Consider the following 15,638-nt stretch of genomic DNA (forward strand, 5'->3'; position numbering starts at 1 on the left):
ACGCTCTCTAAGCTCTCCTCGCGCCCGCGCGGGCCGGAGAAGAAGTCCTGGCGGATCCGGTGTTTGCGCGTGAAGTTCGTCACGACGTAGGTGGGCTTCTCGCTAACGACGCCGACGTACTCGGTCCACTGGCGCGCGTCGGTGAACACCCGGTCGGGCTCGGCGAGTTCCTGGAGCGCCGCCAGGTCGAACGCCAGCGTCATGTCGCCGCTTCCGTCCATGCTCATATACCCGTACTCGGCCGGGCCGCCCGAAAACGGTACCGCTTCGGGCTACTCCAATCGCGCCATCTCCTCGTCGGAGAGTTCGATCCCCGACGCCGCAACGTTCTCCTCTACGTGCTCGACGCTCGACGTCCCCGGAATCGGCAGCGTGACGGGCGATCGCTGGAGCAACCACGCCAGCGCGATCTGGGAGTCGCTGGCGTCGTGAGCCTCGGCGATCTCCGAGACGGCGTCGGCCTTCCCACCGAGGTCGTCGTCGCCCGAGCCGATGGGCGACCACGGGATGAAGCCGATATCGGCGTCCTCACACGCTTCGAGAACGTCCTCGTCGGAGCGATCGCCGACGTTGAACTCGTTCTGGACGGTCGCGACCTCGACGATGTCGCGCGCAGTCTCCAACTGCTCGACCGAGACGTTGCTCACGCCGACGTGATCGACGTAGCCCTCGTCCTTGAACTCGGCCATCTGCTGGACGGAGTCCTCGAAGGGCGTATCGGGATCCGGTCGGTGGAACTGATAGAGGTCGATCGAGTCGACGCCGAGGCGATCCAGACTGCCCATCAGCGCGTCCTGGAGGTACTCGGGGTCGCCACACGGGGGCCAACTGCCGTCGAGGGTCCGCCACAGGCCGCCCTTGGTCGCGACGACCACGTCCTCGTAGTCGGGGCCAAACGTTTCGCCGATCAGGCGCTCGCTCACGCAGGGGCCGTACGAGTCCGCGGTATCGACGAAGTCGACGCCGATCTCGCGGGCGCGTTCGAGGACTTCCTTCGCTTCCTCCTCGTCCTCGGGCGGGCCGATGATCTCCTCGCCGGTGATCCGCATTCCGCCGAAGCCGAGTCGATGAACGGTCAACTCGCCGCCGATGTCGAACGTGTCGCTCTCGTTTTCTACCATCGGTTCGGAAAACGGGCTCCAGTACCTTCGGTGTGTGCCTCGGAGCGGGCCTTACCAGTAGTCGGAACGTGAGTTCGTCATCCGGTTTCGACGGAGGAAGGAATCAGTCGCGTGTCTCTCGGATCGATATGACCGGAATGAATAAATATAATCGTGCTGATCAGAAACCAGTGGATCACTCGGTCAGCACCATCGTACGTGACTGGAAAACAATCTTAATATATATCGTTATCGGACTAGTTTTACTTCTGTTTGTAGTCTTTGCCCCTGAAATCGCGTTCTACGCTGCTCTTGTCGTATTCGTTCTCGGGGCAGTGGTTCTCTTCCTCTCAAGCGATGCATGAATCGACCGTCTCTATACCGCTTCACGAACCCTCCGAAATAGAAAACCGTATCGCGAACGATGAGCGACCTACTGCGAGACTGCGAGCTGGTCCAGATCGAGCTCCTCTTCGAGCAAGACGTCCGTCTGGCCCGAAACGTCGATCTCCTCGCGCATGAGCTTTTTCAGGCGGGTCTGGGGAGCGAGATCGCCGATCAGTACGCCGCCGACGACCTTGCCGTCCTTGATCGCGATGCGGCGCCACTCGGTGTCGGAGTACTTGCGCTCGACGTGCTGATCGCCGAGGGTGGGGTGGCCAAACGAGAGGAACGGGAAGTCGAAATGGGTAATCGAGTAGGAGGACACCCAGCGAAACGCTTCGCTCTCCTCGTCGGCGGTCATGTTGACGCCAGCGATCTTCCCCTGTTCTTTGGCTGAGCCCCACGAGCCGTTCTGGGCGTACTCGCCGAGGATGGTATCGTAAAAGCGGGTGAGGTCACCAGCGGCGTAGATGTCGTCGACGTCGGTCTGCATGTACTCGTCGACGACGACGCCCTCGTCCTGCTCGATGCCCGACCCTCGCAGGTACTCGGTGTTGAAGTCCAGCCCGATGGCGATGCCGACGAAGTCGGCCTCGAAGCGCTCGCCGTTGGGATCGATCGCGGCTGTCACGTGCCCCGAGTCGTCGGTCTCGAAGTGGTCGACGCCGCTGTCGAAGACCGGCTCGACGCCCTTCTCGCGCAGGCCGTCGTGGATGATTTCCGCGCCATCGAGCGAGAGGGCGTACCGCCACCAGCGATTGCCCCGCATGAGGTACTTCCCGTCGACGCCCTGTGCACCACAGATCGCCGCCAGGTCGATTCCCAGCAGTCCCGCGCCGACGGCGACGCCCTTCTCGGCCTCGCTTGCGTCCTCCTCGATCTTTCGAGCGTCTTGGAACGTCCAGAAGTGGTGGACCCCATCGGCGTCGCTGTTCTCGACGGGCAGTTGCGTGGGGGTACCACCGGTCGCGATCAGCAGCTTGTCGTACGCCAGATCGTCGCCCTCGTGGGTGTGGACGACGTGGGCCTCGGGGTCGATGTGAGTGACGTGGGTGTCGAGCGAGAGGGTGATGTCGCGCTCCTCGTACCAGTCCTCGTCGTGGATGGAGATCGGCGCTTCGGGGAGTTTCCCCTTCGCGAACTCCTTGATGAGGATGCGGTTATAGAGCGGTTCACCCTCGTCGGTTACGACCGTGATATCCGCGTCGGGGTCCTTCTCCCGGAGGGTTTCGGCGGCGGAACTGCCCGAGATCCCATCGCCGATGATCACGTACGACTGGGTCATGGCGGGGGGTTCGACACGAGGGGTAAAGTCGGTTGCTATTCCGAGAGCGATCGCGTCGGGACGTTCAAGGGTGTGGCGTTCCAAGTCGCACACATGAAGATCCGACAGAACCCGCGCCACTGGGCCGCCAAAAAGGCGCTGTCGACGCCCGGCATCCGCGAGGTCACGAACTACGGATTGGTCAAGATGCACACGCGGATCTTCCTCGGGAAGGCCGACGAGAGCCGCCAGGAGGAGCGCCGGGCGCATCTCGACGCCTTCTTCGACGCGACGATGGACACCTACCTGCGCGCGCTCGAAGAGGACTTCGACGAGGCGGGTGCCCGCGAGATCACCCACGTCCAAGCCAACTTCGACTTCTACAACCACGGATGGACCGAGATGATGGAGGTCCCCGTCGACGAGCTCGAGGACCACTACGAGCGCTACGCGAACTTCTTCGAGCGCTACGACATCACGATCGATGATCCCCTCGGGACCTTCCGCCCCGCCGACGGGATCGCCGAGGCGCCCGCGACCCTCGAAAAGCTCGACGCCCCCGAGCATCCCCACGCGGAGGGCGGGTTCGCCGACGACCTCTACGTCGAGGACGAACGCGGCGAGGTCGGTGTCGGCGGCGGGGAGGAACCGGAGGACGTCGACGTGAGCAGCGCGCCCGGTGTTCGTGAGGAAGGCGACGCCTGACGGCACCGGGAGACGCTACCTTTTTGCCCACCCTCCGGAAAGGACGGGCATGGTTACCGTGCGGGCCCCCGCGACGAGCGCGAACCTCGGCAGCGGCTTCGACGTCTTCGGTGCGGCGCTCTCGAAGCCCGCCGACGTCGTCAGGGTCGAGCCCGCCGACGAGACGACCATCGAGATGCGCGGCGCCGGAAGCGAGTTCATTCCCGAGGACCCCGAGAAGAACGTCGCCGGCGCGGTCGCCGAGGCGATGGACGGTCCGGCGAAGATCCGGATCGACAAGGGGGTACGTCCCTCGTCGGGACTCGGCTCCTCCGCGGCCAGCGCGGCGGCGGTCGCCGTCGGGATCAACGAGGCGTACGATCTCGGCCACTCCCGCGAGGAGCTGGTCCCCTACGCCGCCGAGGGCGAGGCGCTAGTCTCGGGCGAGGCCCACGCCGACAACGTCGCGCCCGCAATCATGGGCGGCTTTACGATCGCGACGCCCGACGGCGTTACGCAGGTCGACGCCTCGATCCCGTTGGTGGTCTGTCTGCCCGAGATCGTGATCTCGACGCGGGACGCCCGGCGGGTCGTCCCCCGCTCGGCGCAGGTCTCACAGGTCGTCGAGTGTGTCGGTCGGGCCGCCACGCTCGTCGCGGGGATGTTCCGGGACGATCCCGAACTCGTCGGACGGGGCATGGAGGACGGGATCGTCACGCCTGCTCGCGCGGAATTGATCGACGGCTACGCCGATGTCCGCGAGACCGCCCTCGAAGCGGGCGCGACCGGAGTCACGGTCAGCGGCGCGGGTCCGGCGATCGTCGCGGCCTGTGGGGAGAACCGGCGAAAGCCCATCGCCAGCGCGATGCTCGATCGCTTCGATGAGGAGGGGATCGAGGCCCGCGCCTACCAGACGGAGGTCGGTCGCGGTGCGGAACTGTTCTGAAGCCGGTCAGTCGAGGGTGAGGACTTCGCCTCGCTCGGCGCTCTCGGCGAGCGCGTCGATGGCCTCCATGTTTGCGACCGCTTCCTCGCCGCCCGTCCGGGGCGGATCGCCGGATTCGGCGGCCGAGGCGAACTGTTCGACTTCGAGGCGGAACTGGTCGACCGGGTCGAAGGTCTCCGTGCCCTCACGGCCGTCGACTCGATACGTGAGTTTCGTCTCCTTCTCGGTCGGCGCGTCGAAGGCGTCCTCGACCTCGATCCAGCCGTTTTCCCCCTCGACGCGGTAGCGCTGGACCAATTGCGAGTCGAAGCCCGAGGCGATCCGGGCCGAGGCACCGTCGCCGAACTCCAGTACTCCTGCAAGATCGGTGTCCACGCCGGCGTTCCGCGAGTCGTGGGCACTCGCGAAGGCCCTCTCAGGTTCGCCGAGGAAGAGCCGCGCCACGGAGACGGGATAACAGCCCACGTCCATCAGGCTCCCGCCGGCCAGCTCCGGCGAGAGGCGCACGTCCCCGGGATCGTCCAGCGGGAACTTGAACGTCGCCGACATCGAATGAACCCCCTCCAGCTCCTCACGTGCGAGTTCGACCGCGCGCTCGGTGCGGGGATGGTACCGATACATGAATCCCTCCATCAGCGTCACGTCCCGGTCGCGACAGTGTTCGACGACCGCGCGGGCCTCCGCGGCGTCCGCGGCGAGGGGCTTCTCACAGAGCACGTCGAGCCCGGCGTCGGCCGCCGCTCGCGTCCACTCGGCGTGCAACCCGTTGGGAAGCGGGACGTAGACCGCATCTATCCCCTCGTCCTCGAGCAGCGCCTCGTAGCTCCCGTAGTGGCGCGGGATCGCGTACTCTTCGGCGACGCTTCGCGCGCGCTCGCCGTCGCGCGAGGCGATCGCCCCGACCGCGTGGTCGCTTGCCTCCACCGCCGGGAGGAACGCCTTCCGTGCGATACCCGCCGTACTCAGGACTCCGAACTCCATACCGGACGGTCGTACGGTCGGTATAAAAACCCCGAGACGATGCCGCGCATCCGTCCCATCGGCCGGCCGTCCCGAAACGCGAGTGGCTACGCAAAGTATAAATTCTCCTCCACTAAATAGAGATTTAGACATGTCTAATTCAGTTCGTGGGGTATCGTTCGCGGAGCGTGGGCCGTATGTCTGAACTGCTCGAAATCCTCGTCGGCTCGGTCCGAGACGGGTTCGTCCAGGTGAGCGCGTTCGTCGCGATCACGGTCGTCGTCTTCAGCTACGTCCAGTACCGGACCGGCGGGCGGCTCGTCGAGCGCCTCGAACGAAACGAGCGCGCCCAGCCGCTGATCGGCGCGCTGTTCGGACTGACACCGGGCTGTGGCGGCGCGATCGTGATGATGCCGCTGTACGTCCGGGGGAGCGTCAGCTTCGGGACCGTCGTCGCGACGCTGATCGCCACCGCGGGCGATTCGGCGTTCGTCATCCTCGTGCTCGCGCCCGAGGCCGCGTTATACGCGTATGGAATCTCCTTTCTCACGGCGGTCGTCTCGGGGTACGCGATCGACCGCTTCGGTCTCGGCGTTGCCCGTGTCGACCGCGCGGTCGCCCGCCTGCGACCGGCGGCCACCGACGGCGGGACAATGGCCCGTGCAACCCCCACGGCGAACCCGAGCCACGAGTACGACGGCATCGACTGTGGCCACGATCACGAGACCGATCGGGAAACGGAACTCATGACGTGGCTCAGCCACGTCGTCCACGTCGCGTGGTGGGCCACCGCGCTCGTGGCGCTCGTCGCCGGAACCGTCTACCTCCTGCGGGGTGCGCCCGACGTGGCGATGGCCGTTGCACCCACCTTCGAGGGGGTCTTCACAGTTGCCGGGATCGTCGGGTCGGTGCTCTCGGTCTATCTCTACGTGGTCGGCCGGCACTACATCGGCGAGGGTGGGGTCGGCCACGTTCGAGAGTCGTTCAGGAGCACTTACGACACCTTCCAGCACGCGGCCATGGAGACGAGTTTCGTCACGGTCTGGGTGATCGCGGGCTACTTGCTCTACGAGTACGTCGTCCTGTTCGGCAACGTCGACGTCGCGGCGCTCGCCGCGGCGGCGGGACTGCTCGCGCCGGTCGGCGGCGCTCTTCTCGGGTTGATCCCGGGCTGTGGCCCCCAGATCGTCCTCGCGGGCGTCTACGCCGAGGGTGCGATCCCCTTCTCGGCGCTCACGGCAAACGCGATCAGTCAGGACGGCGACGCGCTGTTTCCCCTGATCGCGATGGACAAGACCGCGGCGATCGTCGCCTCGATCTACACCACGATCCCAGCGCTCGTAGTCGGGATCGCCATTCACGCGGTCTTCGGGCCGATGTTCGTCTTCGGCGTTCTCTGATACCATCCAACACGATCGGGGCGCATCGACTGCCTCGACCCTCGACTGCCGACGGGCGACAACTGTATCTCCGACGGCGCACCAGATACCGGGTATGAGTACCGTCATCGAGTTCACCGTTCCCGCCGAGGACTGCGCGCTCGGGCGGGCGCTGGGCGATGATCCGTCGGCCAGCCTCGAACTCGACCGCATCGTCCCGACCGACGACACCGTCATGCCCTTCTTCTGGGTGTGGAACCGCGATCCCGAGGCGTTTCTCGCCACCGCGAGCGACGAACCCGCCATCGAGGCGGTCTCCGTCGTCGAGCAGGTCGACGGGGGCGCGCTCCTCTCGGCGCACTGGAACCGCGAGGAGGCCGGAACGCTGTTCGCGATCGCCCGCAGTGAGGGGGCGTTGCTCGACGCTCGCGTGACGAACAGGACGTGGCGCTTCGAGGTCCGCTTCGCCGACGCGGCGGCGACCGCGGCGTTCCGGCAGTTCTGTGCGGACCGGGACGTTTCCCTCTCGATCGAGCGCGTCGCGACCGCCTCGCCGAGGGACGACGACTACGGGCTCACGGCCGAACAGCGAGAAGCGCTCGCGACCGCCTACGAGCGGGGCTACTTCGCCGAGCCGCGCGGTGCGACCCTCGAGGACATCGCCGACGCCATCGGCATCTCGCCGCGGGCCGTCGCGGGGCGACTCAGGCGCGGACAGGCGACGTTACTCGAACACACGGGGCTGCTCACCCCGTCGGAAGGGTAATAAACCGCTTCAGTACTGAACACACAGACAAAAGCTCGCTGGTCGCGTCCACCCGAACGCAGTCACACGAGCCACGTGCCGTTGGACCGCGGCGCGTCGCCCGCACGCTGCCGTCTATGGCCCAGTCCGTGTCAGAGGCGCTCCCATTCCGGGCCCATCCACCTTCTATTCGATCCGTTCGCGAGCCGCCGCGATCACGAGGGGGAGCGTGATCGTCGCGTCCGCGTACACTGAGGCGTTCTCGCCGGCCTTCTCGATCTTGCCCCACGAGCGCGCCTCGTCCAGCGTCGCCCCCGAGAGCCCGCCCGTCTGCGGGGAGTCCATCGTGAGCTGGACCGCGTAATCGTAGGCAGTCGGCGTCACGAGCATGGTCTGAAGGACGTAGTTCTTCGGGACGCCCCCGCCGACGACGAACGCGCCCGCCCGCTCGGAGTGATAAGCGAGGTCGTTCAGGTGGGTCATGTCCGCGAGGGCGTCGAGCGAGAACTCCGAGGTCTGGGAGTACATCCACGCCTGCAGGCCGAGCACCGAGTCCTGGATCGCCGGACAGTAGATCGGAACGTCCGCCTCGTAGGCGGCGGCGGCGATCCCCGCGTCCTCCTCGATCCCTTCCCGTTCGTTCACCGCCGCGTTCGCCCGCCCGAGTTCGGCGGTGAGCTCGCGGATCGAAACCGTCCCGTCGACCGCTGAGAAGACCTCCTCGCGCAGGTGGGTCTCGAACAGCGTGAAGTGCTCCTGGGGCAGGTAGACGTTGTAGATCCGGTCGACCCACTCGTCGCGGAGCGCCTCGTCGTGTTCACGTTCGGTTTTCTCACCGTCACCGTGAACCGCCCCGTGGTGGTGTTTGCCGCCGATCCCCTCGATCGCGTCGTGGGTGAGGTTCGCCCCCGTCGTCACGAGCGCGTCGATGTAGCCGTCACGGATCAGATCGACGATGAGCTGGCGCATGCCCGTCGGAACCATCGCGCCTGCGAGCCCGAAGAAGACGCTCACGTCGTCCTCGTCGAACATCCGCTCGGTGATCCCGATCGCGTCGTGGAGGTCGTTCGCGCCGATACCCGCGTTTCCGTACTGCGTGGCGAGTTCACCAACGGTCATGTCGTCGTGAACGCGCACGTGATCGATCGGATCGTGGGAAAACTCCTCTCTCGGTGGAGTTTCGTCGGTCATACCGGACCTGCGACCGGCGGCGGTTTCAACCGTTCGGTACCGCCCATCGAACGAAGGGGAAGAGGTGTCGACGGGTCGCGTCGGTTCGGATGGTACGTGCGACCTCGATCCGCCCGCTTGGGCCGGCTTCTGCCAGGAGAACCGACCATCGGGACGAAACCGTGTCGACCGATCGTACTCCGTGACGGGGTGTGCCCGTGTGGGAATACGCGAGCCACTACCGGTGGATACAGTATTACTATTCACTGCTTAATTCCTCGAACGGTACTGTCGATGTATTGATCGATAGGATTAGCGTCTCATTTATGGCTCACGGGACGAGGCGCGAGCCGTCTACAGGCCGGTTGGCGCGTCGATCCACGTCGTTTCGAGGCCCCACTCGTCGGCAAGCGTCCGAAGCGAGCGGACCCCGGACGTCTCGGTCGCGTAGTGACCCGCGAGAACGACGGTGACGCCCGCCTCCCGTGCTTCGTGGTAGACCTGCTGTTTCCCCTCGCCGGTCACGAACGCGTCCACGCCCGCCTCTGCGGCCTCCCCGAGCCAGTCGGCCCCGCTCCCGGTGACGATCGCCACCTCGGAGAGTTCCTCGGGGCCGAAGTCGAGCGCCCGAACGTCCCGGCCACTCGTATCGAGCTCCGAGAGTCGGTCGACGAGGTCGTCGACACGAAACGTCGAGGGGGCGTATCCGGCCAGTCCGATCGTCTCGCCGCCGAGCGAACCAAATGGAGTAGTGCTCTCTACTCCGAGGTGGTCGGCGACGCCGGCGGCGTTCCCGAGTTCGGGATGGGAGTCGAGCGGGAGGTGTGAGACGTACAGCGCCAGATCGTTCTCGATCAGCGCGCCGATCCGATCGTGCGTCCGTCCGGTGACCCGTTCGAGCCCGCCCCAGACGAGTCCGTGGTGGACACAGAGGACGTCCGCGCCCGCCTCGGCAGCCCGGTCGATCGTCTCGACGGCGGCATCGACCGCGAAGGCGGCGTGTTCGACTTTCCCTTCGCGGCCGACCTGCAACCCGTTCGCGCTCGCATCGATATCGGCGAAGTCATCGGTTCGAAGCCGGTCGTCGTAGCGATCACAGAGTTCGGTCAGTCGCATGGCGGTGATTTCATCGCTATCGTTAAGAACGTGTGTCCGTGAACCCACAGTGCGGTTCGCGAGCGCGCTCGATCCAACGAGGTGATGACAGATGGGCAAGGTTAGAAAAGCCATGCGGACATGGCGACGACTGCCGCGCAGCGTCAGACGACGTATCACGAGCAAAGCACGGCAACTCGTCCGACGAAACGGCTCCTCGAAGTGATCTCGGGCGATCGGCGGCGTTCTTTTATCGATCCTGCTGGGCAGCCGCGCGCTCGTACACGAACGCCCTGAGCAGTTTTCCGCCGAGCGCCGCGGCCTGCCCGTCGTCGCGGTCGTTGACCTCGACGACGTCACAGCCGATACTATGGGGAGCGACCGCGCGCACGACCCCGCACATCTCGCGGGAGGTCAGGCCGAACGGCTCCATCGTGCCCGTTCCGGGTGCGAACGCCGGGTCGGCCCCGTCGATGTCGACGCTCAGATATGTCGACTTCCTCGAAAACGGATCGCGCTCCCCGTCGGCTATCGCCCGGAGCCATCCGCCGACCTCCTCGGGCGGGACGACGGTCACGTCGCCGGCCGCGGCGCGCTCCCACTCGGCCTCGCTACCGGTCCGTGCGCCGACGACGATCGCCTCCTCGGCCGTTTCGAGGACGCGCCGGGTCACGCAGGCGTGGGACCACTCGTCGCCGTCGTAGGCCTCGCGCAGGTCGAGGTGGGCGTCGATCGTGACGAACAGGTCGGGATCGGTCGCCCGGACGCCCGCGGCGCTAACGGTGTGTTCACCCCCCAAAAGCAGTGGGACGGCGTCGTCCCAGGCGACGTCGCGAAGCACGCCCGAGAGATGCTTGATGTAGTCCGGAACGTCGTTCCAGGTGTGGATATCGCCCTGATCGTGAACGGCGAGGTCCGAGAAATGCAGATCCGTCCGCCCGTCGTAATCGTCGAACGTCTCGGCGAACGTCCTGATCCGGTCGGGGCCGAAACGGGTGCCGGGCTGGAAACTGGTCGAAACGTCGAGCGGCGCGCCGACGACCACGTACTCGGCGTCCTCGCGTGGCGCCGACGCGCCGGGAAACATCAGATGATCTTCCGCTGGCCTTCCATCTCGAGGTACTCGATGCTGTCCTCGGGCGAGAGGTCCGCGTCCGAAGGGGTGCTGATCGTGATGGTCTCGTAGGTGTCCAGATCCATCACCTGCGCGACCGAATCGCTCTCGACGCTGATGACCTGGCCCTGTTTTCGCTCGATTATCGGGACTCTGATTTTGGCGTCGACGGGCTGGGAGAAGCTTCGCTTCTTGTCGTCGAAGACGCCTTTGCCCTCGACGCGGGCCTTCGCGCTACCGTGTTTACCGGGTTTCGCAGTGCTGTAGTGAGTGATCTTGCATGCGGCGCCGTCCATCATGACGTAGCCGCCCTCCTGCAGATCGCGGACCTGCTTTTGCTGCGTTACCATGGACTTCGGTATCCACGGTAGCTGTATAAGTGGTTTGGAACACGCTACTCGTGGTCCTCGATCACACGCCCGACCCGGTCGAGACCCTCGGTTAGGGCCTCGGTTTCGAGACCGAACCCGAGTCGGAAATACCCCTCGAATCCGAAGAACTCCCCCGGCGCGAGTACGACGCTTTCGTCCTCGACGACCGCCCGACAGAAGTCCTTCCCGGAGTCGAACCCCTCGGGAACGCTCACGAACCCGTTGACGCCGACCGGGTCGTGCCACGACAGGTCGTGCTCTGTGATCCATTCAGTGACCATGTCGTGGTGTTCGCGCGCCAACTCGCGGTTTGCCGTGAGGATCGATTCTTCCTGTTCGCCCAGCGCCTGTCGGGCGACGTGTTGACCGAAAATGGACGGCGAGATCGTCGTGTAGTCCTTCCAGCCCACTGCGCCCTCGATCACCTCCTCGGGCCCGGCGATCCAGCCGAAGCGAAGCCCCGCCAGCCCGTAGGCCTTCGTCAGGCTCGCGGTGCTAATTCCCTGCTCCCCCATCGACGCGACGGGAGGAAGGGGCTCCTCACAGAGCAGTCGGTAGACCTCGTCACACAGCAGGTAGGCGTCGTTTTCTTCGGCCAAATCGTAGAGCGCCTCAACCACGTCTCGGGAGTGGTACTTCCCCGTGGGGTTGTTCGGGTTGTTCAACACGAGCAGTCGGGTCTCGGGGCGGATCGCCTCCGCGACGGCATCGAGGTCGAGTTCCCAGTCGGGTGCAGAAAGGCTCACCGTCGAGACCTCACAGATCGACTCGGGGACCGCCGAAAGCGCCTGATAGGTGGGTGTGACGACGACCGCATGGTCCCCGGAATCGAGCAGCGACCGAAAGACGAGGTAGTTCGCCTCCTGTGTGCCACACGTAAAACAGACCTCCTCGGCCGAACGGCCGTAGCGCTCGCCGACTTCCGCGCGGAACTCGGGGTCGCCGTCCGTAGGGATCACGTAGCCGAGTTCGCCGGGATCGGTGTCGAAGCGGTCCGCATCCAGACTGCGGATCCCGCTCTCGGCGAGCATGACCTCGGCGTCGTGTTCGTATTCGTCGAACCAGCGTTCGAGTCCGAAGGGGACGATCTCCATACCCACATGACGCCCGAAGCCACCTCAACTCTGCCGATCCATCCCGACCAGTTCGGGCGCACACGCCTCGAACCCGAACTGTTCGTAGAACTCCGGAACGTTCGCGATGAGGTTGACGTAGGCCGTCTCGGGGGCGTTCTCGTCGAGATACGCGAGCAGCGCCTCCATCAGTCGTCGGCCGAGGCCCTCGCCCTGGTGATCGGGATGGGCGGCGATGTCGACGACGTGGTAGACGGTCGCGCCGTCGCCGACGATCCGGCCCATCGCGACTGCCCGCTCGCCGTCGCGGATCGTCACCGCGAACAGTTCGTTTCCCAATCCACGGCTGGCGGCCGCCTCGGTGTGGGGGTTCAGTCCCGCGGCCCGGCGAAGGGAAACGAACTCCGCTGGTGTCGGCGGTTCGGTTTCGATCTCGTAACTCATGGTCTGATGTGGGGGGTAAACATGACGGTCATTCCTCGCGCCGTCGGCGCATGCTCTGTCGGGTGAACTGTGGCCGGGTGCGGATCCCCGTGCGGCGCTTTTTGAACGACCGGTAGAGGATATAGACGATGACCACGGAGATCAGCGCGGGGACGACCGCGGGTTGCCACGCCCGGAACGAGTAGATGATCGACGTCGAGATCAGCGTCACCGAGAGCAGGAGGCCGTAGATCAGCCGTTTCGCGAATCGGTCGAAGACGTTGTTCGGGTCCTCGATGTCGACGTTGACCGTGACGTCGCCGCGGCCGAGCTTCGTGAGCGTGTCGTCCGCGATCTGGGGCAGGCGGATCGACGCCCGCGTCGAGTCCCACAGCTCCCGGCCGGTGTCCTCGGCGATCTGTTTTGCCGTTTCCTCTCGATAGCCCTCCTCCGAGAGGTACTCCGTGGCCGTCTCGATGAAGTCGAACTCGGGGTCGAGCGTCACGCAGACGCCCTCGACGACCGTCGCGACCCGGAGGATCAACGCGAGGTTCGAGGGCAGTCTGAGCGGGAACTCGTAGATGGTGTTTTCGACCTGATTGATGATCTGGTTGACGCGGTACTGCTCGATCTGCTCGCCGCGGACGTCCGCGATGGCCAGTTCCATCACGTCGCCCATCACCTGCCGATCCGCCTCCGGGCTAAGCGTTCCCATCTCGATCAGGGTGTCGAGAATGCCGTCGATGTCCTGGTTCGCGACCGCGATGTAGAACTCGACGATCTTCTCCTGGACGAACGGGTCAACTCGTCCGCTCATCCCGAAGTCATAGAAGACGATCGAGCCGTCCTCCTGGACCGCGAGGTTGCCCGGGTGGGGGTCGGCGTGAAAGACCCCGTCCTCGATGATCATCTGGAGGTAGGTCCGCTGGAGGGTTTCGGCGACCGCCGTCCGGTCGATATCCAGCTCGTCGAGCTCGCGGACGTTGCTGATCTTCGTCCCGCCGATGTACTCCATCGTGAGGACCCGACCCGTCGAGTGCGACTCGACGATCTCGGGGATGGCGATCCGGTCGTCGCCCTCGAAGTTGCCCCGGATCTCCCGGAGCATGTCCGCCTCGCGCTCGTAGTCCATCTCCTCGCGGATCGTCTTTGCGAACTCGTCGGCGAGGTTCTCGAGCGAGAACGACTGGGCGTCCTTGACGAACCGCAACAGGACGGGCAGCGAGAACTTGATGACCCGGAGGTCGGCCTCGATCAGCGACTCGATATCGGGTCTACGGACCTTGACTGCAACCAGTCGGTCGTCGACGTACGCCCGGTAGACCTGTCCGAGGCTCGCGCCGCTGATCGCGTCGCGCTTGAACTCCTCGAAACGGTCATCAACTGGTCCGAGGTCCTCCTCCAAGACGCGTTTCGCCTCCTCCCACTCGGCGGGGGGCACCTCGTCCTGAAGCTTCGAGAGCTCGTCGATGTACGCCGGCGGGAGGATGTCCGGGCGCGTCGAGAGCAACTGGCCGAGCTTGATGAACGTCGGGCCCAGCGTCAACAGCGAATCGAGCAGTCGCTGTGCGCGCTCGCGCTGGGTTTCGACGTCGACCTGTCGTCCCCGTCCGAAGAGGACGAACCGACGACGATCACGCGTGTATGCCCACAACAACGGCAGGAACTGCCATGCGACGACGAAGAACCGGCGGTACGCACGGAGCCGTACCATCCGGGCCTATGCGTCCTCGATCGGAATGGTCGTCTCCTCGGTCGGCGGGCGGCGGGGAACCTCCAGTTCGAGGACGCCGCGATCGATGGTGGCGTGGGCGTCCTCGCCGATCGCGTCCGGGGGCAGGGGGAGTTCGAGGTCCAAAAAGAGCGAGCGGTCCTCGCGGCGGTACTCGAAGCCCGCGGGAACCGACTTCTCGCGGCGCGTCTCGATTCGGATCCGGCGGTTCTCGGTCGTGATCTCCGTCGTCTCGCCCGTCGCGCCGGGCAGGTCGATCACCACCAGATACGCCTCGTCACCTTCGAGCAGGTCGGCGAAAACGGCTTCGGGCAACTCCCGCAGTGCCTCGCGCAGCGCTGACATACCGATGGGTAGGGAGGCGAGGGCGAAAAAGCCCGCGGTCAGACGACGAAAACGAACGGGCAGACGACTCCGGCGATCAGCCCCGGGAGGAGATACAGCCCGCCGCGCCCGAGCGCGCGAAGCCCCGTCGAGCGCGGCGAGCGATCCGAGATCAGCAGGCCGACCTCGTCCCCGAAACCGACGACGGCGTTGGCGCTTCCGGCCCGCCCGGTCTCGGGTCGCGCCTGTCCGAGGACGTAGACCTCGCTACCGGGCCGGAGCCGCCGCTCGGTGTAGCGCCTATCCGAGCCCGTCGGGAGCGAGAACAGCCGCAGGTCCAGCCGAGAGTTCTCACACGAGACGTCGTCGTTGTCCTCGATATACCTCCGAATCCGTCCGGGCGGGGCGGTCCCGCCATCGACGCGGACGGCTTCCGAGTCGCGGCTCAGACGCACGTCGGCCATGCGGGGATCGACGAGGACGCTCCCCGAGTCGTCCGCGAGCACGAACGGGACCGACTGAGTCACCGAATCGACTTCGGTCCACGAGCCGCCGTGTTGGCTCGATTCGTACTCCTCGACGACGGTCCCGCAGAGCAGGCAGTCCGCGCCGGTGAACGGACCCGACAGGATCCGCTCGGCGATTCGAGCGGTACCCTGGAGTTCGATCGTTCGGTTCGAGTCGGTCAACAGGTCACTCACCCGTCCAGTGGGGGTAGAAAACACCCGGTAGGCGGTCCGGAACTCTCCGCCGGCGACCAGCAGCGAGCCGAAGACGACGAGGCCGCAGACCGCGAGCACGAGGAGGGAAACGGGGAAGGCGAGAACCATAGTCGAACGTCACAAGTTTGTGAGATAACACTGTCGGCGACGCA

The 15,638-nt window shown here is 65.5% G+C and carries 18 protein-coding genes; 5 read left to right on the forward strand and 13 right to left on the reverse strand.

The features are described 5' to 3' along the window. On the reverse strand, nt 1–221 hold a 221-nt coding region (locus tag EAO80_RS08480; protein WP_449404319.1), incomplete at its 3' end, for a DUF7124 domain-containing protein. Between the two features lie 51 nt (nt 222–272). After that, entirely contained in the window at nt 273–1,121 is an 849-nt protein-coding gene (locus EAO80_RS08485) for an aldo/keto reductase (protein ID WP_122089490.1), read from the reverse strand. A 170-nt stretch (nt 1,122–1,291) separates the two neighbouring features. Here EAO80_RS08485 and EAO80_RS08490 point away from each other — a divergent pair, with 170 nt between their 5' ends. Continuing rightward, a complete protein-coding gene (locus EAO80_RS08490; RefSeq protein WP_162993931.1) occupies nt 1,292–1,465 on the forward strand; it encodes a hypothetical protein in 174 nt (57 codons plus the stop codon). 68 nt (nt 1,466–1,533) lie between these two features. Here the strand turns inward: EAO80_RS08490 and EAO80_RS08495 are convergent, their stop codons facing one another. After that, the gene (locus EAO80_RS08495) at nt 1,534–2,769 is read right to left on the reverse strand and encodes an NAD(P)/FAD-dependent oxidoreductase (protein WP_122089492.1); all 1,236 of its coding nucleotides are present in this window, start codon (nt 2,767–2,769) and stop codon (nt 1,534–1,536) included. 93 nt (nt 2,770–2,862) lie between these two features. On the opposite strand from EAO80_RS08495, the gene EAO80_RS08500 reads away from it, so the two are divergent. Both EAO80_RS08500 and EAO80_RS08505 read left to right on the forward strand, forming a co-directional pair. Beyond that, entirely contained in the window at nt 2,863–3,453 is a 591-nt protein-coding gene (locus EAO80_RS08500; protein WP_122089493.1) for a DUF6149 family protein, read from the forward strand. Between the two features lie 49 nt (nt 3,454–3,502). Further along, the gene (locus EAO80_RS08505; protein WP_122089494.1) at nt 3,503–4,378 is read left to right on the forward strand and encodes a homoserine kinase; all 876 of its coding nucleotides are present in this window, start codon (nt 3,503–3,505) and stop codon (nt 4,376–4,378) included. 6 nt (nt 4,379–4,384) lie between these two features. On the opposite strand, the gene EAO80_RS08510 is transcribed toward EAO80_RS08505, so the two are convergent. After that, on the reverse strand, nt 4,385–5,359 hold the full coding sequence (locus tag EAO80_RS08510; RefSeq protein ID WP_122089495.1) for a Gfo/Idh/MocA family protein: 975 nt from the start codon (nt 5,357–5,359) through the stop codon (nt 4,385–4,387). A 176-nt stretch (nt 5,360–5,535) separates the two neighbouring features. On the opposite strand from EAO80_RS08510, the gene EAO80_RS08515 reads away from it, so the two are divergent. Together EAO80_RS08515 and EAO80_RS08520 are read left to right on the forward strand one after the other, a co-directional pair. After that, nucleotides 5,536–6,738 (forward strand): putative manganese transporter, encoded by a 1,203-nt coding sequence (locus tag EAO80_RS08515; RefSeq protein WP_122089496.1) that lies wholly within the window; start codon nt 5,536–5,538, stop codon nt 6,736–6,738. Nucleotides 6,739–6,832: 94 nt separating this feature from the next. Next, complete coding sequence (locus tag EAO80_RS08520; protein WP_122089497.1) at nt 6,833–7,483, forward strand: helix-turn-helix domain-containing protein; 651 nt, start codon at nt 6,833–6,835, stop codon at nt 7,481–7,483. 165 nt (nt 7,484–7,648) lie between these two features. Here EAO80_RS08520 and EAO80_RS08525 read toward each other — a convergent pair whose 3' ends face one another. The 9 genes from EAO80_RS08525 to EAO80_RS08565 all read right to left on the reverse strand — a co-directional run bounded on the left by EAO80_RS08525 (nt 7,649) and on the right by EAO80_RS08565 (nt 15,594). Next, nucleotides 7,649–8,653, reverse strand: a complete 1,005-nt coding sequence (locus EAO80_RS08525) for a deoxyhypusine synthase (RefSeq protein WP_122089498.1) — start codon at nt 8,651–8,653, stop codon at nt 7,649–7,651. Between the two features lie 333 nt (nt 8,654–8,986). Further along, nucleotides 8,987–9,748, reverse strand: a complete 762-nt coding sequence (locus tag EAO80_RS08530; RefSeq protein ID WP_122089499.1) for a Nif3-like dinuclear metal center hexameric protein — start codon at nt 9,746–9,748, stop codon at nt 8,987–8,989. 229 nt (nt 9,749–9,977) lie between these two features. Next, entirely contained in the window at nt 9,978–10,814 is an 837-nt protein-coding gene (gene speB / locus EAO80_RS08535; RefSeq protein WP_122089500.1) for an agmatinase, read from the reverse strand. Next, the gene (locus EAO80_RS08540; RefSeq protein WP_122089501.1) at nt 10,814–11,191 is read right to left on the reverse strand and encodes a translation initiation factor IF-5A; all 378 of its coding nucleotides are present in this window, start codon (nt 11,189–11,191) and stop codon (nt 10,814–10,816) included. The genes speB and EAO80_RS08540 overlap by 1 nt, the downstream gene beginning before the upstream one ends. 44 nt (nt 11,192–11,235) lie before the next feature. Then, nucleotides 11,236–12,306 carry an aminotransferase class I/II-fold pyridoxal phosphate-dependent enzyme gene (locus tag EAO80_RS08545; RefSeq protein ID WP_122089502.1) on the reverse strand — a complete coding sequence of 357 codons (1,071 nt, stop codon included), beginning with the start codon at nt 12,304–12,306 and terminating at the stop codon, nt 11,236–11,238. Between the two features lie 24 nt (nt 12,307–12,330). Beyond that, a complete protein-coding gene (locus EAO80_RS08550; protein ID WP_122089503.1) occupies nt 12,331–12,729 on the reverse strand; it encodes a GNAT family N-acetyltransferase in 399 nt (132 codons plus the stop codon). A 28-nt stretch (nt 12,730–12,757) separates the two neighbouring features. Beyond that, nucleotides 12,758–14,422, reverse strand: coding sequence for an ABC1 kinase family protein (locus EAO80_RS08555; protein ID WP_122089504.1), 1,665 nt, complete (start codon nt 14,420–14,422; stop codon nt 12,758–12,760). Between the two features lie 6 nt (nt 14,423–14,428). Continuing rightward, complete coding sequence (locus tag EAO80_RS08560; protein WP_122089505.1) at nt 14,429–14,785, reverse strand: Hsp20 family protein; 357 nt, start codon at nt 14,783–14,785, stop codon at nt 14,429–14,431. Nucleotides 14,786–14,823: 38 nt separating this feature from the next. Then, complete coding sequence (locus EAO80_RS08565; protein WP_122089506.1) at nt 14,824–15,594, reverse strand: GIDE domain-containing protein; 771 nt, start codon at nt 15,592–15,594, stop codon at nt 14,824–14,826. Nucleotides 15,595–15,638: the final 44 nt, after the last annotated feature.

Source organism: Halalkalicoccus subterraneus, from assembly GCF_003697815.1.
In the GTDB taxonomy this organism is placed as follows: domain Archaea; phylum Halobacteriota; class Halobacteria; order Halobacteriales; family Halalkalicoccaceae; genus Halalkalicoccus; species Halalkalicoccus subterraneus.